This window comes from Streptomyces sp. NPDC020958, assembly GCF_055562175.1.
Window position 1 is genome coordinate 22,967 of the sequence record NZ_JBVHFU010000008.1, and the last position, 22,568, is coordinate 45,534.

The 22,568-nt window shown below is 69.0% G+C and carries 22 protein-coding genes and 1 pseudogene; 14 read left to right on the top strand and 9 right to left on the bottom strand.

Annotated elements, in window-relative coordinates:
- Positions 1–33 precede the first annotated feature (33 nt).
- Positions 34–4,605 carry an FtsK/SpoIIIE domain-containing protein gene (locus ACZ3KP_RS23150; protein WP_467501560.1) on the bottom strand — a complete coding sequence of 1,524 codons (4,572 nt, stop codon included), beginning with the start codon at positions 4,603–4,605 and terminating at the stop codon, positions 34–36.
- A gap of 255 nt (positions 4,606–4,860) precedes the next feature.
- Here ACZ3KP_RS23150 and ACZ3KP_RS23155 point away from each other — a divergent pair, with 255 nt between their 5' ends.
- Entirely contained in the window at positions 4,861–5,163 is a 303-nt protein-coding gene (locus ACZ3KP_RS23155) for a WXG100 family type VII secretion target (protein WP_132890319.1), read from the top strand.
- Positions 5,164–5,230: 67 nt separating this feature from the next.
- On the opposite strand, the gene ACZ3KP_RS23160 is transcribed toward ACZ3KP_RS23155, so the two are convergent.
- On the bottom strand, positions 5,231–5,923 hold the full coding sequence (locus tag ACZ3KP_RS23160) for a hypothetical protein (RefSeq protein WP_467501561.1): 693 nt from the start codon (positions 5,921–5,923) through the stop codon (positions 5,231–5,233).
- 208 nt (positions 5,924–6,131) lie between these two features.
- Here ACZ3KP_RS23160 and ACZ3KP_RS23165 point away from each other — a divergent pair, with 208 nt between their 5' ends.
- From ACZ3KP_RS23165 to ACZ3KP_RS23175, 3 genes are read left to right on the top strand one after another with little or no spacing between them, the layout of a single operon-like run.
- On the top strand, positions 6,132–6,449 hold the full coding sequence (locus ACZ3KP_RS23165) for a hypothetical protein (RefSeq protein WP_467501562.1): 318 nt from the start codon (positions 6,132–6,134) through the stop codon (positions 6,447–6,449).
- The gene (locus ACZ3KP_RS23170; protein WP_467501563.1) at positions 6,439–7,146 is read left to right on the top strand and encodes a hypothetical protein; all 708 of its coding nucleotides are present in this window, start codon (positions 6,439–6,441) and stop codon (positions 7,144–7,146) included. Before ACZ3KP_RS23165 ends, ACZ3KP_RS23170 begins: the two co-directional genes overlap by 11 nt.
- 5 nt (positions 7,147–7,151) lie before the next feature.
- Entirely contained in the window at positions 7,152–8,630 is a 1,479-nt protein-coding gene (locus ACZ3KP_RS23175) for a putative T7SS-secreted protein (protein WP_467501564.1), read from the top strand.
- Here the strand turns inward: ACZ3KP_RS23175 and ACZ3KP_RS23180 are convergent.
- The 5 genes and pseudogenes from ACZ3KP_RS23180 to ACZ3KP_RS23200 all read right to left on the bottom strand — a co-directional run bounded on the left by ACZ3KP_RS23180 (position 8,620) and on the right by ACZ3KP_RS23200 (position 12,682).
- On the bottom strand, positions 8,620–9,117 hold the full coding sequence (locus tag ACZ3KP_RS23180) for a hypothetical protein (protein WP_467501565.1): 498 nt from the start codon (positions 9,115–9,117) through the stop codon (positions 8,620–8,622). The genes ACZ3KP_RS23175 and ACZ3KP_RS23180 overlap by 11 nt on opposite strands.
- A 6-nt stretch (positions 9,118–9,123) precedes the next feature.
- Entirely contained in the window at positions 9,124–9,789 is a 666-nt protein-coding gene (locus ACZ3KP_RS23185; RefSeq protein ID WP_467501566.1) for a hypothetical protein, read from the bottom strand.
- Positions 9,790–10,365: 576 nt separating this feature from the next.
- Positions 10,366–10,968 (bottom strand): annotated as a pseudogene (locus ACZ3KP_RS23190) (IS701 family transposase); the annotation flags it as partial.
- A gap of 20 nt (positions 10,969–10,988) precedes the next feature.
- Positions 10,989–11,993, bottom strand: a complete 1,005-nt coding sequence (locus ACZ3KP_RS23195) for a hypothetical protein (protein ID WP_467501749.1) — start codon at positions 11,991–11,993, stop codon at positions 10,989–10,991.
- A 23-nt stretch (positions 11,994–12,016) separates the two neighbouring features.
- On the bottom strand, positions 12,017–12,682 hold the full coding sequence (locus ACZ3KP_RS23200) for a hypothetical protein (RefSeq protein ID WP_467501567.1): 666 nt from the start codon (positions 12,680–12,682) through the stop codon (positions 12,017–12,019).
- Positions 12,683–13,106: 424 nt separating this feature from the next.
- Between ACZ3KP_RS23200 and ACZ3KP_RS23205 the strand changes: the two genes are divergently transcribed.
- The 7 genes from ACZ3KP_RS23205 to ACZ3KP_RS23235 all read left to right on the top strand — a co-directional run bounded on the left by ACZ3KP_RS23205 (position 13,107) and on the right by ACZ3KP_RS23235 (position 17,823).
- Positions 13,107–13,346: a hypothetical protein gene (locus tag ACZ3KP_RS23205; protein ID WP_467501568.1), complete on the top strand. Its 240-nt coding sequence runs from the start codon at positions 13,107–13,109 to the stop codon at positions 13,344–13,346.
- Complete coding sequence (locus ACZ3KP_RS23210) at positions 13,343–14,755, top strand: hypothetical protein (RefSeq protein ID WP_467501569.1); 1,413 nt, start codon at positions 13,343–13,345, stop codon at positions 14,753–14,755. The genes ACZ3KP_RS23205 and ACZ3KP_RS23210 overlap by 4 nt, the downstream gene beginning before the upstream one ends.
- Positions 14,756–14,821: 66 nt before the next feature.
- A complete protein-coding gene (locus ACZ3KP_RS23215; RefSeq protein WP_467501570.1) occupies positions 14,822–15,661 on the top strand; it encodes a hypothetical protein in 840 nt (279 codons plus the stop codon).
- Positions 15,658–16,311: a hypothetical protein gene (locus tag ACZ3KP_RS23220; protein WP_467501571.1), complete on the top strand. Its 654-nt coding sequence runs from the start codon at positions 15,658–15,660 to the stop codon at positions 16,309–16,311. The genes ACZ3KP_RS23215 and ACZ3KP_RS23220 overlap by 4 nt, the downstream gene beginning before the upstream one ends.
- Positions 16,311–16,907: a hypothetical protein gene (locus tag ACZ3KP_RS23225; protein WP_467501572.1), complete on the top strand. Its 597-nt coding sequence runs from the start codon at positions 16,311–16,313 to the stop codon at positions 16,905–16,907. Before ACZ3KP_RS23220 ends, ACZ3KP_RS23225 begins: the two co-directional genes overlap by 1 nt.
- Before the next feature lie 43 nt (positions 16,908–16,950).
- A complete protein-coding gene (locus ACZ3KP_RS23230) occupies positions 16,951–17,280 on the top strand; it encodes a hypothetical protein (RefSeq protein WP_467501573.1) in 330 nt (109 codons plus the stop codon).
- Positions 17,281–17,304: 24 nt separating this feature from the next.
- Entirely contained in the window at positions 17,305–17,823 is a 519-nt protein-coding gene (locus tag ACZ3KP_RS23235) for a hypothetical protein (RefSeq protein WP_467501574.1), read from the top strand.
- Between the two features lie 75 nt (positions 17,824–17,898).
- Here ACZ3KP_RS23235 and ACZ3KP_RS23240 read toward each other — a convergent pair whose 3' ends face one another.
- Together ACZ3KP_RS23240 and ACZ3KP_RS23245 are read right to left on the bottom strand one after the other, a co-directional pair.
- Positions 17,899–18,465 (bottom strand): hypothetical protein, encoded by a 567-nt coding sequence (locus ACZ3KP_RS23240; RefSeq protein WP_467501575.1) that lies wholly within the window; start codon positions 18,463–18,465, stop codon positions 17,899–17,901.
- Between the two features lie 18 nt (positions 18,466–18,483).
- Positions 18,484–19,152 carry a hypothetical protein gene (locus ACZ3KP_RS23245; RefSeq protein WP_467501576.1) on the bottom strand — a complete coding sequence of 223 codons (669 nt, stop codon included), beginning with the start codon at positions 19,150–19,152 and terminating at the stop codon, positions 18,484–18,486.
- 517 nt (positions 19,153–19,669) lie between these two features.
- On the opposite strand from ACZ3KP_RS23245, the gene ACZ3KP_RS23250 reads away from it, so the two are divergent.
- Genes ACZ3KP_RS23250 through ACZ3KP_RS23260 form a run of 3 tightly spaced genes read left to right on the top strand, consistent with a single transcriptional unit; the run spans position 19,670 to position 22,568 of the window.
- Positions 19,670–20,407: a hypothetical protein gene (locus ACZ3KP_RS23250; protein WP_467501577.1), complete on the top strand. Its 738-nt coding sequence runs from the start codon at positions 19,670–19,672 to the stop codon at positions 20,405–20,407.
- Positions 20,408–20,424: 17 nt separating this feature from the next.
- Positions 20,425–21,264: a hypothetical protein gene (locus tag ACZ3KP_RS23255; RefSeq protein WP_387153544.1), complete on the top strand. Its 840-nt coding sequence runs from the start codon at positions 20,425–20,427 to the stop codon at positions 21,262–21,264.
- A complete protein-coding gene (locus tag ACZ3KP_RS23260) occupies positions 21,261–22,568 on the top strand; it encodes a CpaF family protein (protein WP_132890297.1) in 1,308 nt (435 codons plus the stop codon). Before ACZ3KP_RS23255 ends, ACZ3KP_RS23260 begins: the two co-directional genes overlap by 4 nt.

Genomic DNA, 22,568 nt, shown 5'->3' on the forward strand with positions numbered 1-22,568 from the left:
CGCTCCCGTCCTGCTGCGGTTCCTACTGGGTTCCTACTGCGGTGTCGTGACCGTGACGTGCTCGCCGGTGCCCAGGTGCAGCATGCCCTTGCCGGGCTGGACGGGGCCGCCGACCATGGCGCGGGTCGTGCGGATGCCGATCAGCTCGCCGGAGCCGGACTCCTGCGGGGAGAGCAGGAGGCCCCGGCGGGCCTTCTTGGCGTCGACCTGCCAGCCGGAGAAGCCGTCGCAGATCTCGTCCTCGTCACCCGCGATGACGACCGCCAGGCCCTCCTCGGCCCCCCGCTCCACGATCCGCTTGAAGACGTCCTCGGCGTCGCAGTCGTCCAGCACCTCGGCGTCGTCCACGAGGACCACGACCGGATCGGCCGGGGTGGCGGTGTTCACGAGCTCCTCCAGCTCGTCCTCGTCGACGTCCCGTCCGGTGAAGACCTTCAGCACCCCTTCCCGGCCCTCGAGTTCACGCAACGGTGACTGCCGGGGCGCGGCGATCACGATCCGTACGCCGTTGGCGAGATAGGACCGGGCGAAGCCCAGCAGGCTCGTGGAGCGGCCCGACTTGGCCGGGCCGCCGATCACGAACGCCGGCACGCCCTGGGCGAGATCCGGTCCGAAGGCGGTCAGTTCGTCACCGCCGACACCGGCCAGCGCCCACAGCTTGGAGGCCGCCGCAGCGGGGTCCCGCATCGCCCAGGCCTCCTCGAAGGAGATCCGGCCGGGCAGCACGTCCACCCGGAACGGCCGCCGCGTGCGCGGCACCTGCGCGTCCCTGGCCTCCGCCGCCTCGGCGATCGCGACGATCGCGGCGGCCTGCCCCTGCCCGGTGGTGTCCGCGGAGAGCAGCGCGAACTGCGTCTCCGCGGCGGTCTCGCTGCGGAACGCGCGGCCCGGCGGGATCTCCTCGGGCACCTTGCGCGAGTTGATGTCCAGCATGGAGAAGTCGGCGCGGTCGGCGAGCCGCAGCCCGTACTTGTCCTCGGTGAGGGAGGAGATGCGCCCGGCCAGGATCTGCCGGTCACCGGTGAGGACGAGATGGATGCCGACGCTCGCGCCCTCCCGCATCATCACCATGATCTGGTCGGTGAGGTCGCCGTGGTTCAGCTCGCCGAGGGTCGGCAGCCAGCCCTCCCAGCGGTCGAGCAGCAGCACGATGTGCGGCAGCCGCTCCGCCTCCGCAACGGCCGCCCGCTGCTCCCCGACGTCCGCGAACCCACGCTCGGCCAGCAGCTCCTGACGCCGCGACAACTCTCCTGACAGACGTGCCATGAGCCGCTGGACACGCTCGGTCTGGTTCCGTCCGACGACCGCACCGCAGTGCGGCAGCCGGGTCAGCGCGTTCAGCGCGCCGTTGCCGCAGTCGATGCCGTAGAGGTGGACGTCGGCACAGGAGTTGGTGCGGGCCAGCGAACCGGCGATGGTCCGCAGCACCTGCGAACGCCCGGTGCGCGGGGCACCCGCGACGATGAGGTGCCCGAAGGTCGCGAAGTCCACGGCGACCGCACGGCGCGCCTGGTCGGCGGGCAGGTCCTCGACACCGTACGGGGCGGCGGGCAGCGCGCCCTGCGCCCGGACGGCCGGCACGTCGTCCAGCAGGAGGGTGTCGTCGAGGGCGGGCAGCCACGGGGAGTGCTGGGCCGGGATGGCGAGCGCGGTGTTGGCCTCGCGCACGGCGTCGACGAGCACCTTCAGGTCGGTGATCTCGTCGTCCTCCTTCGTCTCCGACTTGGGCTTGCGCAGCGCCGCCCGCCCGAGGTCCTGCCAGGTCAGCGCCCCGGCCCAGGGGGCGAGGGTGGCCGGATCGGCGGCGCCCGGCCGTCGGCCGCCGACCCGCCCGGACTGGAACGGGACCAGCGAGGCGTGCCCCAGCCGGACGTACGCCCGGCCCGGCGTGCTCTTCGCGATGTGCCCGGCGTCGGGCGCGTCGATGACGTCGGTCGACTCACCGGCGTCGGTCACGCGCAGCGCGATGCGGAGGTTGGTGTTGGCGCGGATCTCGGGGGAGACGACGCCGGAGGGCCGCTGGGTGGCGAGGAGGAGGTGGATCCCGAGGGACCGTCCGCGCTGGGCGATGTTCACGAGTCCCGTGACGAAGTCGGGCAGATCGCGCACCATGGACGCGAACTCGTCGATGACGATGAGCAGTCGGGGCACCGGCGGGTGCGACGGGTCCCTCCTGACCAGGTCCTGGTAGTCCTCGATGTCCTTGGCGTCGGCGGCGGCGAGGATGTGCTCGCGCCGCTTCAGCTCGGCGCCCAGGGACTCCAGGGCCCGCTCCACCAGATGGGCGTCGAGGTCGGTGACCATGCCCACCGTGTGCGGCAGCTTCACACAGTCCTTGAACGCCGAACCGCCCTTGTAGTCGACGAGGACGAAGGTCATGTTCTCGGGGGTGTTGGCGACGGCGAGCGCGGCCACGATGGTCTGCAGCAGCTCGGACTTGCCGGAACCGGTGGTACCCGCGATGAGCCCGTGCGGACCGTCGCGCCGCAGGTCGATGCCGAAGGGACCGTCGTACGACTCCCCGATGACGGCCATGGTCGACTGCCCGCTCATCCGCCACCGGGCGGCGATCGCGTCCCGCGTGGGCGGCTCCAGCTGGAGCACGTCGAGCAGCCGGCTGGCGGCGGGCAGCGCCGAGTCCTCGCTCTCCCCGCTGATGTCCCGCAGCGGGGAGAGGGAGCGGGCGAGCCGGGCGCACCAGGCGGCGGAGACGAAGTCGGGCCGTACGTTCCGCTTGCGCAGCGCCCCGCTCTGCTCGACGCGCAGCCGCAACTCCAGGTCCTGCGGCGCCTGTTCCTCGCCGGTGCCGACCTGGGGATGCCAGGCCTGGAAGGAGGGGAAGCCACCGACGGCCTGCTGCGGTACGGCCGCCACGGCCGTGTCCTTGCCCGCCACCGGCTCGGCGACGACGACGCCCTGGCACTCCCCGGGCAGGAACCGCTCCTCCTCGTCGAGGCAGACGGAGTGGATGGCCACCCCCGGTCCCTCCCGCAACAGCCGTACGACACCGGGCAGGGACCGCAGCCGCCGGGACCCGTCCCATACGACGACGATGTCCGGGTCGGAGAACGCCGGGCCGTCCGCCTTGTTGCGGCCGCCCTGCTTGAGGGCCTTCTGCCGGCCGTCGAGGAGCTGGGTGAGCTCGCCGACGCGGGCGCCGACGGTCTCCGAGTCGGTGCCGATGAGCACATTGACGTCCTGGCCGCTGCCGGGACGGGAGTGCGGCAGCCAGCGCACCCAGTCCCAGCGGGTGCCGGCGTCGTGGTCGGTGAGGACGTAGAACTGCACGTCCATGGGGCTGTGCAGGACGGCGGTCTGGGCGACGGCCCAACGCCCCAGCGCGTGCGCCGAGTCACCGGGTCCGGCGACGCCGATCACCCCGAGGTCGCGCAGCGACAGGCCGACCGGGGCGTCCTCGATGTACCAGCGGACCTTGCGCTTGTGCTCGTCCTGCTCGGGGTCGTCGAGCTCGACCTCGGAGGGGACGCGTCCGGTGCCGAAGCGGATCAGCAGGTGGTCGGCGTCGGTACGGCGCCGCTCCCACAGCCGGGTCCGCGGCCCGGTGCCGTACGTCAGCACGGCCGCGGGGTCCGGCACCGCGGCGCGCCGCTCCGACCGCTCGGCGACGAGGGCCTCCTGCGCCTCCCCCTCGATCCGCGCCTTGTGCTCCTTGTACTCCTTGAGCTGCTTGGCGTGGGACTTCCGGCCGTGCTTCTTGTCCATGAAGTAGTTGCCGAAGAGCATGACCGGACTCATCAGCGCCATGATCAGGTAGTACCAGCGCCCGAACATGAGGACGGAGACGACGGCGCCGACGAGCGGCAGCAGCGCCATCAGCCAGGGCAGCGGGCGGGCCTCGTAGTCGCCGGGCGGGTTCGGCAGCGCGAAGTGCGTCTGCCGGTCGGCGGGGCGCAGCCGCGGGGGCCGGTTGTAGTCGAGCCCGGCACCGTCGTCGGACCACTTGAGGGCGGCGTTCGGGGGCGCGTACGCGGTGATCTCGAACAGGCTGTTGCCGAGCGCGAGTTGGGCGTCGAGCGGCCAGTCGCCGTCGCCCTTGAACTCCTCCCCGTCCAGCCGGGCGTCCGCGGTGTGCACCTGGAGTTTGCAGGTGCCGTCGATGGCGATGGAGAGGGTGGCGGCACGGGCCGCGAGTTCGGGGTCCTCGACGCGGAGGTGGGAGGCGGCCCCGGTGCCGATGTCGTACCGTCCGACGCCGAGCCGGTGCACGGCACCCGCGGCCGGTCCGCCCGCGACCCGGAACTCCACGATGCCGGTGGGCTCTCCCATCAGGCAGCCGGCCGGATCGTGCAGGGAGACGACGACACCGTCGCGCAGCGGCGAGCCGACGACGGTGGCGGCGGGGTCGAGGGCGTACCCGTCGACGTAGGCCTGCGGGCCGGACACCCGGAAGGGGGCGGCCTGTCCGCGGTGCGCGCCGATGGGGATGACCTGGGCGCCGCCCTCGTCGGCGGCCGGGAACCCGGAACCGACCTGCCGGGCCAGCTCCCGGGCGACGTCACCGACCGTCGACTCGGGATCCGCGTCGAGCACGACGTCGGCGGTGGCGCCGCCGACCGGATCGACGACCGTCAGACTCAGGCGCACGTTGTCTCCCCCTCGCAGGCCCGGCACATCCGCAGTGACCTTAGCCGGACCCTAGCCGGACCTCGGCAAGAGGGGCTTTCCCGGGTGCAACGGGAGTACGCCGGTTCACGATTCCCTCGCACAAGGCCCCTGCGGCCACCCGTCTCCCACCCGTAGGATCTTTGCTCGTGCGGACGGCCAAGCCATGGCCACGGATCCGCGCGATCGGTGCCACGGGGGAAGGCCCTGCGGCCACACGAACGGGAGGGGGCCGTCATGGCCGGTAAGGACACGGATCTCACTTATGCCGAGATGGAGAAGGTCGCGGGCGACCTGATCAAGGACATGCACGAGCTTGAGGACAAGATCAAGAACGTGGAGAAGCGGGTCAGCGCCCTGGTGGAGAACGGCTTCACCACCCAGAAGGCCTCGGGAGCGTACGACGACTCCATGAAGGACTTCACCAAGGGCGCGACCAAGACGATCCAGGGCCTGCACGGCCTCTCGGACTTCCTGAAGAAGGCGAAGGAAGCGTACGAGCAGCTGGACGACCAGCTGGCGAAGCAGGCCAAGGGTTAGTAAAGTCCGAGGCCGGTGAACGGTTGGGTGCGGCGGAGCGCGCGAAGTGCTCCGCCGCACCCGACTGTCAGGCTTCGGTGACTCGGGCCGCGCCCGGTTGTTGCTGACGCGCCAGGTACTTGTGGAGCTCGCCGCGCCACTCCTCGGTCTCCAGCTTGATCCACGAACCGTCCGTGAACCGCAGGAGCAGTCTGTCGGTCTCGTAGGAGGGGAGGGGGTCGACGAGCGTGGCTTCTCCCGTGGGGATCTCGGCGACGACCTGCATGAGCGCGTTCCGGCGAATGGACACACGCTTGGGCGGAGCAGCTAGCAGGATCCGGTTCCCGACAAGTGCGACCAGGCGTTGGTGGTGGGAGGAATGGCTGTACCACTGCAAGAGGAGGTGGCCGGCAGCCCCGTTCCAGTCGCCGTCGAAGGTCTTGTCGAGGCCGAGTTCGACGACGGCCTCGTCCCGCCGCTGCTTCTCGAGCTTCTTGGCGCGGTGACGCTCCTGTTCCTCGGTGGTCGACAGCGCGCGCTTGAGGGCTTCCTCGCCTTCGGCGAGCAGGCTGAGCAACTTGCCGATGAACAGCAGGGGTGCTGCCAGGGTGAGGCCGAGCATGGCGAGCGGTCTGATGAACGCGGGGTGCAGGGGCACCGATCCGGCCGCACGGTGCATTTCGGCGGGCGGTTCGGGGATCTTGCCGATCGTGCACCAAGCCGCCGCGTCGGGCGTGACGCCGAGCCGGTCCCGTACGGTGCGGTCGGTGCTTGTGGACAAACCCGGTCCTGCCTTCCGAGTCGTTTGCCGTGTGTCGTTCATTGTCCTACGGGCGGGAGGACCGACTTCCAGTGCCCCTGTGAAGCTGGAGCTGCCATGAAACGGCCGGTGGTGATCGCACTGGCGATGAACAGTAGGATCCGAAGCCCGCATTGCAAAGTGACGTGTGTGATATCGGCTTACTCTGGGGTATTGGGGGATACCAGACATGTCCAAGGGCGATCTGGCCCTGAGTCTCGCTGGGCTCGACGACCTGGCGGCTCAACTGCGGTCGATCAAGCAACGCATGGACGACACCGGTCAGGTGGACCGGAAGCTGGGTAACGGCGAGTTGGGCTCAAGTGCGGCTTTCGACGCGATGGAAGACTTCATGCACGGCTGGAAGGACGGCCGTAAGGAGATCGACATCGGCCTTGAGAACGTGGCGAAGATGGCACAGGAGATCGTCGACAAGATGACCAAGCTCGACACGGATCTTCGGAATGCCGTCCGCAAGCACGAGAAGGAGGGCAAGGGTGGAAACTGAGGCCCCCCTCGCCGATGAGCCCACGGCTGAGGACCCCTTCGCGGGAGCGGCACCCGGGGACGTCGTCGGCATCAACATTCAGGTCCCCAGCGCCTGGTACGAGTTCGACGTCCACCCCGCCACGGTGAACCGCTCGATCCGGGAAGTCGTGGCGGAGCGGATCAAGCAGCGTCCGGAACTGGCCGAGCATCAGGCCGACCTGGTCAGGACCTTGAAAAAGGTGGCCCGCGAGGCCCGGAAGGGCAACGTCGTCTACTCCGGCTCCATGTGCGAGATCGTTGACGGCGAGCCGATGGTGGCGAGCCTCACGGTCAGTGTGGACGCCGCCGTCAACGACACCACAGGAGAGACCGCCACCACCGGACTCGACACGCTCATGAGCGTCTTGGCGCCTGTCGAGCCCGGCCGCAGGCCCACTGATCCGTGGCGCCGCGTGCGCCTGGTGGAACTACCGGACGCCGGCCAGGCGGCACGCGCCGAAGGCATCGAGGACATCGAGATCCCCGACGACAAACGCAGTTACCGCGTGGTGATGATGCAGACGCTCGTCCCCTTCCCGGGCAGCAACCCGAAGGTCGCCGTCATCAGCGCCAGTACACCCCAACTCGCCCTCGTCGAGCCCATGCTGCAACTCTTCGACGTGATCACCAGCACCTTCCGCTTCGTCTGCCGCGCCGACCTCGACACGGAGAGCTGAGCTCAATGGCCCGCCCCACCGACTGGCACAACCTCGACCTGCATGACGACCCGACGCCCGGTAATCCGCACGAGGTCAGACTCCAGGGCCAGCGGTACAAGACGTTCGTCGAAGACGTTGCCACGGTGCTCAGGGGCATCCGCTCCGCCTCGAAGGACTCCGTCCTCAAGGAGTCGGCCGGCAAGGCCATGGACGCCTTCAAGGACCAGATCGGCAAGCTGCCGGGCCAGTTGCAGAAGCTGCACGACTCGTACGAATTGGTCTCGGGGGCCCTGCTCGCGTACGCCGGAAAACTGGAGCACGCCCAGACCACGGCGGACCATGCGCTGGCAAAGGCGCGGATACTGCGCGGCGACCTCTCCAAGGCCCAGTCCCGGCTGGCCGGCGCCACCACCGCGGCGAACACCGCCAAGTCGGCGCAGGACAAGCTGAACAACCCCAGCGGCAACGCTCCTGCGCCCGACCCGGAGAAGGTCCGCAAGGCGACTCGCGACGCCCAGCACGCCAACGAGCACCAGAAGGCGGCACAGGGCCAGGTCGACAGCCTGAACTCCCAACTGGCAGAGCTCAGGGCCAAGGCGGAAAACGCGGGCAAGGACCAGGACAAGGCCGCCACGAAACTCGTCCACGACATTCACAGCGCCTCCGACGCCGGGATCCACAACAAGAAGTGGTACGAGAAGGTGGGGGGCTGGCTGGCAGGCCACTGGGACCTTTTTGTCACCGGCTGCAAGATTGTTGTGGCGGTTGCGGGGATCGTGGCGCTGTTCATTGCCGCTCCTTGGCCGGTGATCATCATCGTGGCCGCAGCGCTGGTCGTTCTTGCGGACACGATCGCCAAGTTTTCGCAGGGAAAGGCGGGCTGGGGAGACCTGGTCTTCGCTGTGCTGGATTGCATTCCCGTGGTCGGCAGGCTGGCCATGGTGGCGAAAGCCGGTAAATTGGTAGGTGGCTTCAGGATGGCACTGAGGGTCAGGAAGGCCGAGATCGCTTGCAGCCGCCTCATTAAGATGTGGCGAATGGGTGAAGATCTCAAGGGGTTCCGAAAGGTTGGTTACGCGTTTGCCACCGGAGAGCTCAAGACCACCCTCAAGGATGCCTTCAATGGCGGTTGGAACGAGGTTCAGAAGAACGCTCTGGGCAATCTCGCCGGAAATGCCATTGGGGCCGGCATGACGCCGTTGGTGAGCAAGGGTTTCAGTAAGCTTCCCAAGATCATCAACGATAGCAGCTTCACTAACCTGACTCGCAAGCAGTACCGAAATCTCGGTCTGACCCTTGCTGGGAAGAATCCAAGGGGTCAGATGATCACTGGCGGCGTCGAAGGTTTCGTCAAGAGCGTAACCCGCGCCACCGTGAATACTGCATTCTTCGGCGCGAGCTTCGACACGAATGGCGTCATTCTGGACGGCCTGGGTGGCGCGGGTGGCAGCGGTGCTTACAAGCCGGGCATCTTGCCTGCAAAGGCGCAGTTCAGTTCGTAAGCGACTGGCGTGCTTCCTGGAACTTCGTCATGGCTGCAGGCAACTGGACGCGGTAATCGATGTACCCGACGCTGCCGTCTTGCATGATGTCGGTGTGTTCCGTGGAGGTGGTGACGTACGGCAGGTGACTGTCCGCCAACTTCCGGGTCGCGGTCCACAGCGCATCTGCGACGGCCTGCGGCGAGGACTCGTCGATCACCGTAAGGCGGCGCTTGATCGACATCACCTGACCTTTGAGTTTGAAGGTCAGGGGCAGTCCGATGCCCGAGCAGGTGAACCTACCGCGCCCTTGTCGTAGCAGATGTCCCACGCCGTCGAGCAAGTCCACCAGGGCGGGGAACAGGATGATTCCCATGCCCCCATCGGGCAGTCGCGAGACGCGAGTCGTGGCCGTCCCTGCGTTTCCCGTGACGTCCAGGTGGCCGAGGAAGAGCCCGTCTAGGACGTCTTCCTGGTCGGCGAGCGGGGTGTAGATGAACTCAGGCATGAGCTCTCACTTTTTCCCTGTTTGCAGTTGTCGCATCTCTTCTGCCGTGAACGGGGACTCTCCCGAAATACCGGCTGCTTGTGCGCGCTGCCAGGCCGCCTCGCTGACGCCGTCAGGCCGGGCTCCCTTGCTGGGGCTGATCGTGTGCGCGGGCCGCACCGCACCCAGTTCAGCCACCCCCTGAAGCGCGATCACGCCGGCGAACCGCGGGTCACCTGCAAACTTGAAGCCTTTCGTTCTGGCGTGGTTCACGGCATTGTGCCAGCGCTTGCCCGTGAGTCCGTATCGTCGGACGACGACGCTGACGCGCTTTTCACCGTCATCGGGACTGGGGAGCTTCAAGTAGCTGACGTCCGCCCCAGCGGAGCTTTGAACTGGAGGGTGATCCTGCCAGGGGTAGGTGGCGAGCACTCCGCGCATCTTCTTCAGCTGCACCCGGCGGGAATCCGATACGGCGATTCCGATGACCGAGACGATGATGGGGGCGATCATCACGTAGACGGGGAGCGATCTGCCCAGGAAGGACTCCCAGAGGACCGTCTCCAGTACGAAGAATCCCGGCAATGACAGCACCCAGAAAGTCGTCGCCGTGATGCTCCGTCGACGCGCCCGCTGCCACGCGCGCAGGGTGTCCGGATCTTCGAAGGCGGTGCGAGGCGTTTCGTCCCCCATACGGTGAACCCTCCCGGCAGCTGGCTGATTGTTCACGTTCGCAGTCGGCCCGACGGAATCGGCGGAGCTTTACGCGCTACGAGCCGACGGTATCAGGAGGGGGCGTTCCGTTGGCTGGGTGAACGGCTCCGAGATCGGCGCGGGCTCTGTCCATACCTGCGGCAAGGGCGATGGGAAGCTCGTGAGTTCCGTAACGCCGTGGAGGGGCACACGGTATTGGGCACGTTGTTGCATCGCGGGCGCTCAGCCCACAGCCCCGGACCGCTGTGCAATTTCCAGGTGCTCACATGGACACGGCGCTCCGGTTCAGCACAGTTCGTGCCGCACGGACCGGACTCGGTGGCCGGGCGATGTCCTGCCGCGACCGGTGAGGGCGGAGTGGTGAGTCTCGCCGTCGCCTAGTACTTCAGCAGCACTTTGACGTTTTCCCTGTTCAGGGGCGGTCTGGGTGAGTGTAGAGGGCTGATGACCGGCCTGGGATCTCTTTCCCTGGCCGCCCCTCGATCGTGTGCAGCCGCCGCTGATAGTGACAGCGGCGAGCGACGGCTTGGCGTCGTCTGCGCCAGTGTGACCATCTCAGTGCGCGTGCACTGATGAGGGGCTGGTGAACGGCGAGGGGTGAGTGGCCAGTTGCCAGGAGCCGCCGAACTTCTGCCACGGTGAGGGGCGCAAGGCAGGAACCGTTTCTGCCGCCCCTTTTGCCGCGGCGTCGGCGGCCATGACGGCCCGGAAGGCCAGGAAGGCATGCGCCAGTATGGCCAGGGTGATGTGCCGCATCCAGCCGGTATAGCGGCGGACTTCGTACTGGTCGAGGCCGCACTCGTTCTTCGCGGCCTGGAAGGCTTCCTCGATGGCCCAGCGCGTCCCGGCTACGCGAACCAGACGCTCGACCGTGGTGCCGAGCGGTGCGTAACAGAGGTAGTAGGCGATCTCCTCGGGCTTGCTGATGCTGCGGCGGGCCAGCGCCCACCGCTGGTGGGTGGGCATCTCGCCGTCGAAGTCCTCGATGGAGGTGATCTGCAGGGCGGCCCAGTGGTAGACGCGCGGGCCCTTGGCGCCGTCACCGCACGAACGTTGCTCCCACGCTTCGTCGGGTGCCTGGGAGAAGAGGTGGTCGATGCGTCCGAAGTGGGGCACCTGCTGGGACTTGGGGACCGCGAGGACATGGCCCAGGCCGGAGGGGGGGCGCTCGCCTCTCGTCAGCGGTTGACCGCCTGGATTTCCTTCACGGTCACGTTCTGCTCGTACGTGGAGAGACCGTCGGGCAGGGCCGGCTGTTGTGCGGGGCCGTCCGGGTCGGCCGAGTCCGTCCACGTCACCTTCCAGGTGATCGACGCCTTGAAAGGGTAGGTGCCGGTTCCGGACGAGCGACGGTAGGTGATGTTGCAGGCCGCGTCCTTGCTGTCGACCGTGTAGCCCTTGTCGCCCTTCGCCAGGTCGTACGTGCAGGTCTGCGGATCGGCGTCCGCCGTGCCCGCATCGACTTCGAGGGCCACGGGGGTGGCGACGGTCGTCGCGGCCATCTGGACGCCCTTGTAGTTGATGCTGGCGGTCGTCCAGACCCGGTCGAAGTCGCCGTCCAGCTTCACGCGCGTACCGAGGTTCACCTTGAGCCGGTCGGGGCTGGGGCTCAGGACCACGGGCGGCTTCGGCAACTTCGTGGAGTTGTAGGCGAGTCCGGACAGGATCTCCGGCGTCAGCTGGTTGGGGTCTGCCTTCGGCTGGGCGGGCGGGACCCAGATCTCCCAGTTGGCGGGGGTCACGGGACAGGCGTCGGTGTAGCTGTCGTTACGGAACTGCACCTGCCACCAGAGGCCTTTGTCGCCCTTGTGGTAGTCCTCGGCGGCGCGTTTCTTGGCGTAGCTCGCGGCCGGCTCCTGGGCGCCCTTGTACGAGGACTTGATGAACTCCTCGTACTCGTCCGGCGTGTACATCGGCTCGTACCAGCAGACGGGAGGCTTCCAGTTGGTGTTCGAGGATGTGGCGGTCGCCGTCGAGGCGGATGCTCCAGACGTCCTCCGGCTGATGCGGATGTGAGCGCCGATGGTGCCGGGGCCGGAATCCCCGCCGGAGCCCGAGCTGCTGTCCGGCGGGGTGGTCGCCTCCGTGCCGGTGCCGCCACCACTGCCCCGGATGTCGTCAGCGTGAGCCGGGAACGGCGTCCACAAGGCCAGGGCGAGACTGGTGACGGCGGTCGCCCACACAGCGGGCCGAGCAGCCCTCGGCCCTAGCCCCGTACGCACGAAGCGTCCCCCTTCTTCCAGTTCTGCTGTGTTACCTGCCAGTCCCCGGCTGCGTCCTTCTGGGCCTGGAGGGTGTAGAGGACGAAGCTCTTGCTGCTGGTCTTGGTGCGCAGCACCTTCCCTGACCTGATCTCCTTGCCGTACGCCTTGCTCTGGTCCTCGCAGTAGCGAGCCGCTGCGGACTTGCCGTTCGCGACGTCCGTGACCTCGAAGTTGTAGTACCGGTAGTCGCCGGTAACGGTGAGTCCGTCCTTTTTGACAGTCTCGACGCGGTTGGCCCAATACGTGAGGGCGGCTGCCGCGAAGTAGCGGTTCATATTGGTGGTCTGCCCGACGCCCTTGGCGAAGGCCTCGATATTGGCCTGGGTCGAGTACGCCACGTCCCGGAGGATCGCGTCCTTCGTGGCGTCACCGGTCGACTGTCGGTCAACGGTCACCTTGATGTCCGACGGAAACGCGAAGGTAGGTGCGTTCTTGTCCGCCGAGGCGGAGGCTGACGCCGACGGCGACGGAGAGTTCGACCCTCCCGCGCCCGCCCCCGTGATCTTGTCGTTGTCCTTGGAGCTGTCGTCCCCGCCTCCGCATGCCGTCAGCAGCAGGGCTGCGGTCGCGGCGAGCGCGGCGGCGACGGGCAAGGTGCGGCGCGTCACTGTGGACTCCCCCGTGAGAATGAAGTTCGGCAGGAGCGAAGACGGTATCCGTGAGGTCTCCGATTTCGCCACCGCGAACGTCGCTGTGAGTGTGGTGATCGAGACGCATTCTAGGAGCTCTGGCGGGGGCGGCCCCGGCGTGGTGGCGTGGAGCTTCCCTCTCCCGGGCCGTTCGCGGGAACTTGGTGAAGGTTGCGCGGGCATGGCGTGAGCGGGTGCGGATTGCGCTGGGCCCTGTCCCTCTCCTTGGGGCTCCCTTTGCGGTCCATTGGTTGTAGCCCCGAAAACCCTCGACAGAGAGTGACCCTGGCTCTCCGCGTCTCGTGGGGCGGCCGGTAGGCAGGTGTTCACGGGGGTAGTTGTGGCGGATCACGTCAAGGTGTCCACGAGTGAGTTGCGGGAGATCAGTAGATCTGTCGCGAAGTTGAAGTCCAACTTTGAACATGCGAAGGATCTCGTCGACTCGTACGGCTCCGAGATCGGGTCCGGCGAGGTGGCCGATGCCCTCGGTGACTTCGCCGACGACTGGAAGAAGAAGCGCAAGCAGCTCTGCGACGGGCTGGAGTTCCTCGGGAAGACCGCGGGCGAGGCGGCGAAGGCCTACGACGGGATCGATCAGCATCTTGCCGACGCGCTGGTCAAGGCTCAGCCGGGGGACAAGTGAGCGATCACGACTTCGCCGGTGTCGACTGGCAGACGGCCCGGTACGACGACAAGGAGTTCACGCCGGGGGATCCGTACGAGGTGGCCCGGCTCGGGAAGCGGATATCCGACACCGCCAGGCTGATCGAGGAACAGGCCGGCAAGCTGAACAACCTCGTCGACGGGAACGGGTGGGACTCGGACGCCGGGAAGGCGTTCACCGCGAAGACGGGGGACACCGTCAAGCTGCTGAGCCAGTCGCACCAGCGGTATGCGGCGGCAGGGGCGGCGCTCGGTTCATCCGTGCCGTACGAGCCCATCGCCGACACCGTGCGGGAGAGCTGGGCCACCGCTCTCAACCACGCCCAGAACAGGGTGCGTGCCGCGCTGAAGAAGGCTGCGGCGGCCGATGCCGACAGCAGCAACTACCAGAAGCAGATCGATCAGCATCCGTCCCCTGACGACAACCACCCGGACAAGCAGAAGCTGAAGCGGCAGAAGGAGGCCTCGGACGGGGATCTCGACGCCGCGAAGCGGGAGCTTCGGGCCGCGCTCGAGTACCGGGACACGCAGGCCGGGTATGCCGCCAAGGCGATCCGGGACGCCATCGACCACGACGGGCTGAAGGATCCCAAGCATCACTGGTGGGACAACTGGAAGGACTGGGTCGCCACCATCGGCCACTGGGCGGGGGCGATCGCCGGAGTGCTCTGCCTGCTGGCCCTGTGCCTGAGCTGGGTCCCCATCCTCGGTGAGGTGCTGGGAGCCTTGGCTCTGATCGCCTCCGTGGTCGCTCTCGTCTGCGACACCGTCTCCGCGCTGGACGGCAAGGGCACCTGGCTGGACGTCGCCATCGACGTGGTCGGCGTGCTGTCCTTCGGCGCCGGCCGGGTCCTCGGCACGACCTTCAAAGAGGCGGCCACGGCCGCCCGGGGGTCGTCGGCGCTCAGGGAGTTCCTGAACCTGCGCGGGCTGGGCGTGGGCGAGAAGCTGGCCGGAGAGATCGCCCAGGCGAACTCCGGGGTCAAGGCGGGCAAGATCGCCGAAGCCCTGGCGAAGGGACCGGACAGCGTCCTGCCCAGGATGAAGTCGATCGTCAAGGAGTCCGTCAACTTCAAGGCGTACTTCGGCGACATCCGCACGGCCGTCGCCGAGCGAGGAGCGGAGGACCCGATCCTCACCAAGGAACTGCCCAAGTGGCGCGGTCTCTCCGACTCGGTGTTCAAGGGAAAGGCGTGGTCGGCCGGTGGCCTGTACGCCGCGAGCCAGGTGCTGCCGCTGGGCGCGGGCATCGTGAACCTGGCGCCCTCGGCCGGCTGGGAACCGACCTCCATCGAGCGCAACCAGTTCGACGGCATCAAACACATCGCCCCCCTCGGGGCGAACGGCATTCCCTTCTACAACTGGAACTGGAAGGTCTCCGGCGGCTGAACGCGTCCGCCGGCACCGCTGCCGGATCATGGCGAGGCCCGCAAGGGCGAGGAGAGAACGAGGAAAGTGGCACCTGGAGACGGTCGGACCGTCGACGAGCAGTTCGCCCGGCTCCCGAGAAGCCGACAGCGCGAACTCGAAGCGAAAGGGCTCGGTCTGCCGCGCCTGCGCGAAATCGCCCTTGAGCAGGGCGGCGAGCCGGCCGTGCAGCACATCCTCGCGGAACACTCCCGCCCCTCCAGCCGGTGGGATTTCGACGGCGATCGGGGCACCGACGAGGGCAGAGCGGTGTGGCCGTGGATACGGCTGCTCCTGGTCGCCGTCATCGGCGTGGTGCTGTGCCTGCTGTCCACCTACGTCCTCAGCTCCTCGGCGCTCCTCGTCGGTGCGGCCTGCGGTGTGGCCGTGGCCTGGGCGGGGTTCAGGACGCGCAGGTCCCTCGGAGGACTTGTGGCCTGCGGCCTCGTCGCGGTCGCCTATGTCGCGCTGATCTGGGTGGGCTCGTACGCCGCCGACGAGTGGTACCTGCACCTGCGGGGGCAGGAGACCACGGTCGCCTACGCGAAGCCTCTGCACGAGCAGGCTTCGCACGGCGTTCGTGTCACGTACTGCCGCGTCACTCTCCCGGACGGAGCGGTCCGCCGGGTGTTCGAGAACGACAAGCGGTGTACGGACGAGACCATGGCCGGCGCCAGAACACGTGCGGTGATCGACCCGTCGGATCACTACCGGCCGGTCCTCGGAGGCAAGTCCGCCGTCGGCGGGATCGCGGCCGCGTACGGCTGCCTCGGTGCGGCCGCCGTCCTCGTCCTCGCCCCCCTGGCCGCCGCCGTGATGAGCCGGTCGAACGAGCGGCGCGGCCGACAGGGCGAGCCGGACCGCTGGGCGGGCGGAACGGACGTATGACGGACCGCACCGAATCCCCTGCTGCGGCAGCCTCCGTCCCACCCCCCTCCGACTACCGCCTGGCCGTCCCCGAAGGCTGGGAGCGGATCGTGCTGGACAGCCCGGAGCGCTGGACCCACCGCATCGACAAGCTGGTCAAGCGGGGTTTGCGGCGGACGCAGGCCACCCCGCAGCTGGAGGCCGCGCTGGCGGAGCGGATGCGGGCGCAGGCCGCGGCCGCGCAGGCCAACGGCGGCGTGGAGATGTACGTCGTCAACCAGGTCCTCGGCCAGGTCCCCGTCTCCGCCGGTCTGGTCGTGACGGTGCTGCGGCCGTCGCCCGGCACCGAACCCGGCGACCTCGGCGACATCGCCCGCTCCCTCGCCCTCCGCGCCGACACGAAGGACGCCGGCATCGACGACGTCACCCTCGTCGACCTCCCCGCCGGCCCCGCCGTACGCCACCGCTATCTCCGCCGACCCGCGGCCGACGACCCGGACGGCAACAAGCTCGCCGTCGCCCACCTGGACGTCTACCTCACCGTCCCGCAGAGCGGCCAGCGACTGCTGCTCTCCTTCTCGACGCCGACGGCACCGCCGCTGGAGCCGCTGGTGGAGGCCCTGGTCACGTTGTTCGACTCCGTAGCCCGCACCCTGCAATGGATGGCCTGATGCCCGAGTTCGCCGCCGCCACCGTTCGTCTGCGGACGCCGGAGGACGCCGTCGCGCTGCCCGTGCGGTCGTCCGTGGATCTGCGCGCGTGGGCTGCGGAGACGGCCCGGGGGCTCGTCGGCCGGGACGACGACGAGCCGAAGCTGCTCGACGCCCTCGCCGCCGAACTCCGCGAGGCCGCCGCCGACTCCCGCGAGCGCGGTCCGATCACGGCGCTTTCGTACGTCCCCGAACCGCGCCTCGGTGAGCTCGCCCGGATCGAGTTGTCGGCGCTGGTCGCCGACGACACGTACCCCGAGGTGACCGTCGACCTCCTCCGGAGCTACCTCGCCGCTCCCACCGCCGACTCCTACCGGCCGCCCGAGGCGGAGCTGCGCACCCTGCCCGCCGGCCCCGCGGTGCGCGTCCGGCACGCGTATGTCCGGGACGTCGGCCGGGACGGGCTGGGGACGGTGCTGGAGACGTGCGCGTACGGCATCAGGGCCGACGAGACGTGGGGGCTGGTCCTGCTGACTTCTTGGCAGGCGCTGGCCCACACGGACCCCCTGTGCGAGCTGACCGACGAGTTGGCCAAGACCGTCCGGGTCACGTCCTAGCAGCGTCGTTCCGCCGGGTCAGGCCAAGAGCACCGTTGTGCACATGGCACTTGAGCATCAGTGGCTGACCCGGTCGGCCGTCCGGGACCCCAGAGCGGAGAGCAAGGATCACGTGGCGAACGAGGACGAGCGGTCTGTCGACGAACTGTTCGCGGAACTCCCGGAGAAGTGGCAGCGGGCGCTGGAAGAGGTGGGCATGGGGCTGCCGGACCTGCGCCGGATCGCGGCCGGCCCGGACGGCATGCGGCGGGCACGCGCCATCCTCGCCGAGTTCTCGCAGGCCAGCACCGGTTCTCGGCCCACACGGACGGTGTACGGCGGCGCAACGCCGGTGTGGCCGTGGGCCCGGTTGCTCCTGGTGGCCGCCGCCTAGGTCGGCGTCTGTCTGCTCTCCGGCGTGTTCATCGGCAAGGCGGCGGCGTTCGTCGGCCTGCTGCTCGGGCTGCCGGTGCTCTGGGTGGCCTTCAGGACCCGTGAATCCCGAGGGGCCCCCGTCACCCGGTATGTCACCGTGGCCGCCTATCTCGTACTGGTACTGGTCGGCACGAACTTCGCCAACGTCTGGTATCTGCAGCTACGCGGGGTGGAGCAGACGGTCACCATCGCCACGCCGACCCATCAGTGGACGCACGGCACCCGTGAGACGTACTGCCGGGTCCGGCTGCGGGACGGGTCCGTGCACGAGGTGGTCGACAACAAGGAGAACTGCGGTGAGCGGGTCGGGCGGACGACGACAGCCGTCGTCGATCCGGCAGGCCACTACAAGCCCTCCCTCGGCACCAAGCCCGAGATGGGCGGCCTCCTCTGGGCGTACGTCTGCCTGGGCGCTGCCGTTGTGCTCCTACTGGCACCGGTGACGGTCGTCGTCAGGGGACGACGCAGGCTGTACGACCGGGCCAGCGGGGCAATGGGATGAACGGCGAGACGGCCGGCTCGGCGGATACGGCCGGGTGGGCGCACCGCCTCGACGAGCTGACGGCGACCGTACCGGTCACGCCTCGGCCGCGTCGGCTCGCCGGCTCAGGACCACCAGCAGCCACACCAGCAGCACCGCCGAAGCGAGCGTCGAGGCGATGCCCACCGCCCACAGCCAGGGGTAATGGGCGAACACCCAGCTCGGCCCAACCGAACGGCGTTTGCGCTTGCCGCTGTCCATCGCGTCGAAGGCCAGGGACAGGAAGGCCGACAGTGACGCCACTGCCAGGACGGCGAGGACGGTCCAGCCCAGGGCACGGGCCGGATGGGCCCCCCACGCCTTGCGGTCCACGCCCTCCAGCGCCCGGAGAAAGAGGGCGGCCAGGAGCGGGGCGGCCATGCCGAGACACACCGCGAAGGCGTACGCCCCGCCCGGCCAGTTCCGTGCCGCCCACTGCCAGGCGTCGTCGCCCCACAGCATGGTGCCCAGCGCCATCAGGACGATCCCGCCCCCGATACCGAGGAACATCAGGCACCCGAAGAGAGCGTCCCGGTCCTTCTTCGCCTTCTTGGCACCGGCTCCCGGGACCCGCGACGCGGCCGACGCGGCCCTCGGGCGCCTGGGCTTGGCCGATCCGCCCACGGTGTACCTCTTTCTCGGTCAGCCGGCGGTCAGATGGCGAAGCAGGGGCTCGCCCTCCAGTGACGTCAGGCGGCACCAGGAGCCGTCCGTGAAGGTGATCCGGAAGTCGCGGCCCGCGATGCTGAACGGGCGGCGTTCCACCGTGGCGACCGTGCCCAGGTCGGTCTCCCAGAGGACTTCCTCCCAGGGGTTCCTGGGATCCTTGAGGCCGCCGAGGACCAGGAGCCGGCGGTCGGTCAGCACCAGGTGGGTGACGTCGGTGTCGGGGCGGCGGGCCGGGTCGAGTTCCCAGGGGAGGGTACGGGCGATCGTGCCGGGGGCCGCCCACAGCACCGGGAAGTCCTGTTCCTCGTTCTCCGGGTCCTCGCTGCCACCGAGGGAATCCGAGCCGCCGGGGCCGCCGCTCGGAGTGTTGCTTCCGGAGGCCACGACCAGTGCGAAGAGCCCGATGAGGAAAGCGGCCGTCAGTACTGCCCAGGCGATGGGTCCGAACCTCGATCGCAGCCGATATGTCGGGCCTGTCGGCCAACCCGGTAACTCGCCCTGTATGTCCCGCCGCTCCGGGTCGCGGAACCAGCGCCGTCCCTTGACCCGGTCCGCGGCCCCCGTCGCGAAGGACACCGCCGCGCGTGCCACGAGTTCCTCGTCCGCCGGGGGTTTCCAGGCGTGGCGCTGCGGCACGGTCACGGTCTGGCCTCTCCTGGTCGTTCACGGCAGTGAAGCGTCACCCCGCCGGGTGATCCTACTCGGGGCGCCTCATCGGCAACAGGTGTGTAATCGCGGGTCGTTAAGGCCCGCGCCCGGCCTCGGGCAACCCCACGTGAGCGGTTCGTGCAGGCCTCGTGGGTGCCCGGTGAGGATGCCGGGCGACGGCGCGGCGCAGGCGGGACGTTCGGGATTCACCCGCGCACAGTTCGGCGTCCCTTGTCGCCCCGCTGCTCCCAACCGTCGCACATAGCACCGGCGTTGCGGATCGCAACGACGATTTCGGTGAGGTCAAGGAGTCCGGACGCGCCTTGAGGGGCTTATGTGCGGCTGATACGGTGCGATCGCTTGACACTCGCCCTGTGGCCGCGTATTCGGCCGAGTCGGGGTGGTTGGTGTTGAGTGTCCGCTTTCGAAGCGTTGGCAGGGTTTTCGAAGCGTCGACAGAGTTTCAGAGTTCTCGACAGACAATGTCTTGGGTGTAACGGGGAGCGGTTGCGTGAAGATCCAGGAGCGTACGGGGGCGGGCGCCGGTCGTTCCGCCGGTCCGGCTCAGCCTTCGGTCGGTGACCGCCTTCCCACCGCACCCCGCGAGCGCAAGCCCGCGCTGGCCGCGCTCGCGGTCCTGCTGATCCTGCTCGGCGCGCTGGGCGCGACGACACTCGTGCTGCAGGCCGGCAACCGGATCGAGGTCATCAAGACGACCGCCGACATCCAGCCCGGCGAGTCCGTCACCAAGGACAACGTCACGTCCGTGCTGGTCGCGGCCGACGACAGCCTCAACTACGTCAAGTGGTCCCAGCTCAGCACCCTGGAGTCGTACCAGGCCAAGTCGACCATCTACAAGGGCACGGTCGTCATGGGGCAGATGTTCGACAAGGGGAGCAGCCTCTCCGCCGGCAAGGCCGTCGTCGGCCTCTCCCTCAAGGAGGGCCAGTACCCGGTCGGACTCAAGAGGGGGGACGTCGTCGCCGCCTACCGCGTCAGCAGCAACGGCTCCTCGACCGGCGGCTCCTCCGGCTCGTCCTCCTCGTCCTCCTCGTCGGGCGGCGGCTCCCCGATCGTCGGCCGGGCCACGGTCAGCTACGTGCCGGACGACAAGAACAGCGGCGATCTCGTCGGCAGCACCAACTTCGCCGTCACCGTCACCGTGAACAGCGACGCCGCCGCCGCGCTGGCCCAGGCCGCCGCCACCGGCTCGGTCGCCCTCGTTCGCGTCCCCGGCAACGGCAACTAGAAGGCGGCCCGCACCCCATGGCGCTCATCGCAATCGCCGCCGACAAGGGATCCCCCGGCGTCACCACCGCGGCCGTCGCGCTGGCCGCGGTCTGGCCGCGCCGGGTCCTGCTCGCCGAGGCCGACCCGGCCGGCGGCGACCTCGTCTACCGCAGTGCCGCCGCGCACGGCGGCCCGCTGAACCCGAACACCGGCATGCTCTCCATAGCCGCCACCGCGCGACGAGGGCTCGTACCCGACCAACTCTGGGATCACGTGCAGCCGCTGAGCGGCGGTCTGGAGGTGCTGGTCGGGCTCGGCATCGCCGAGCACGCCGCCGGGCTCGCCGGGCTGTGGCCCACCCTCGGGCACGCCTTCGCCGCCCTCGCCGACTCCCCGAACGCCCCCGCCGACGTCATCGCCGACTGCGGCCGGATCAGCGGCGACACCCCGGCCGTGGAGCTGTTCCCGCACGCCGCCCTGGTCCTGCTCGTCTCGCGCACCGAACCCGAGTCGCTCGCCCGGGTCCGGGACCGTGCTGCCGCCCTCGCGCAGAAGCTGCACGGCGGTCCGCGCGGCGCCGCGGCCCTCGCCACCCCGCTGATCGGCGTCGTCCTGATCGCCGACCCGGCCGGCTCCGGCAAGCTGGTCAACCAGGTCAACGACATGCTCGTGCACGCCCAGACCGGAGCACGCGTCGTCGGCACCATCGCCGACGACCCGGCCGGTGCCGACCAGCTGGCCGGCCGCAAGCGCGGGCGCCTCGACAAGTCGCTGCTCATCCGCTCGGCCCGCAAGGTCACCGCCGACCTCCAGCAGCAGTACGGCGCCTCCTGGACCGTACCGGCGCAGCCGCCGCACGCGGGGGCCGGCCGATGACCGCTGTCGACCACCAGTTGGTCAAGCGGTTCCGGCAGGACGCCGGCGACCGGATCGCCGAGCAGCGCCGCCAGGACCAGGCGTCCGGTGTGACGCCGATGTCCACCGAGGACGAACGCCAGTACGCCCGCGCGGTCATAGCCCAGATCCTGGAGGAGTACGCCCGCTCCGAGATCAACGCCGGGCGCACCCCGCTGGACGCGGAGACCGAGGAGCAGTACGCCGCCGCCGTGCACGCCGCGCTGTTCGGCGTGGGACGGCTGCAGCCGCTGCTCGACGACCCCGAGGTCGAGAACATCGACATCAACGGGTGCGACCAGGTGTTCGTGGGGTACAGCGACGGCCGGGAGGTCAAGGGGGATCCCGTCGCGGAGACCGACGAGGAACTCATCGAGCTGATCCAGGTGCTCGGCGCGTACTCCGGTCTGTCGTCCCGGCCGTTCGACTCGGCCAACCCGCAGCTCGACCTCAGGCTCCCCGACGGGTCGCGTCTGTCGGCCGTCATGGACGTCACCCGGCGGCCCGCGCTGTCCATCCGGCGCGCCCGCATGGGCAAGGTCTTCATCTCCGACCTGGTCGGCAACGGCACCCTGACGCCCGAGGTCGCGCACTTCATGGCCTGCGCCGTCCGCGCCCGCAAGAACATCATGATCGCGGGGGCGACGAACGCCGGAAAGACGACGCTCCTGCGCGCCCTCGCCAACGAGATCCCGCCGCACGAGCGGCTCATCACCGTCGAACGCGCCCTGGAACTCGGGCTGGACACCTTCCCGGACCTGCACCCGAACGTCGTGGCGTTCGAGGAGCGGCTGCCCAACTCCGAGGGGCAGGGCACCATCAGCATGGCGGAGCTGGTCCGGCGCTCCCTGCGCATGAACCCCTCCCGGGTGATCGTCGGTGAGGTCCTCGGCGACGAGATCGTCACCATGCTGAACGCGATGTCACAGGGCAACGACGGCTCGCTGTCCACGATCCACGCCAACAGCTCCAGCGAGGTCTTCAACCGTATCTCCACCTACGCGCTCCAGGCCTCCGAGCGGCTGCCCATCGAGGCCAGCCAGATGCTGATCGCGGGCGCGGTGAACTTCGTCGTCTTCATCCAGCGGCGCAACAACTACCAGACCGGCGGCCGCCTCCAGCGCATGGTCACCTCCGTCCGCGAGGTCAACGGCGTCGACGGCCGGGTGCTGTCCAGCGAGGTGTTCGCGGAGGCCCACGACGGCCGGGTCGTACCGCATGCGCCCATAGCCTGCCTGGAGGACCTGATGGCCCACGGCTACCAGCCGCACGGGGCCTGGGGGTGA

What these genes read in the sequence shown, in the direction of transcription:
- ACZ3KP_RS23230 (WP_467501573.1), top strand. Translation starts at nt 16,951, where the DNA reads ATGGCACTTGAGCATCAGTGGCTGACCCGGTCGGCCGTCCGGGACCCC.
- ACZ3KP_RS23155 (WP_132890319.1), top strand. Translation starts at nt 4,861, where the DNA reads ATGGCCGGTAAGGACACGGATCTCACTTATGCCGAGATGGAGAAGGTC.
- ACZ3KP_RS23185 (WP_467501566.1), bottom strand. Translation starts at nt 9,789, where the DNA reads ATGGGGGACGAAACGCCTCGCACCGCCTTCGAAGATCCGGACACCCTG.
- ACZ3KP_RS23255 (WP_387153544.1), top strand. Translation starts at nt 20,425, where the DNA reads ATGGCGCTCATCGCAATCGCCGCCGACAAGGGATCCCCCGGCGTCACC.
- ACZ3KP_RS23260 (WP_132890297.1), top strand. Translation starts at nt 21,261, where the DNA reads ATGACCGCTGTCGACCACCAGTTGGTCAAGCGGTTCCGGCAGGACGCC.
- ACZ3KP_RS23220 (WP_467501571.1), top strand. Translation starts at nt 15,658, where the DNA reads ATGACGGACCGCACCGAATCCCCTGCTGCGGCAGCCTCCGTCCCACCC.
- ACZ3KP_RS23175 (WP_467501564.1), top strand. Translation starts at nt 7,152, where the DNA reads ATGGCCCGCCCCACCGACTGGCACAACCTCGACCTGCATGACGACCCG.
- ACZ3KP_RS23165 (WP_467501562.1), top strand. Translation starts at nt 6,132, where the DNA reads ATGTCCAAGGGCGATCTGGCCCTGAGTCTCGCTGGGCTCGACGACCTG.
- ACZ3KP_RS23180 (WP_467501565.1), bottom strand. Translation starts at nt 9,117, where the DNA reads ATGCCTGAGTTCATCTACACCCCGCTCGCCGACCAGGAAGACGTCCTA.
- ACZ3KP_RS23225 (WP_467501572.1), top strand. Translation starts at nt 16,311, where the DNA reads ATGCCCGAGTTCGCCGCCGCCACCGTTCGTCTGCGGACGCCGGAGGAC.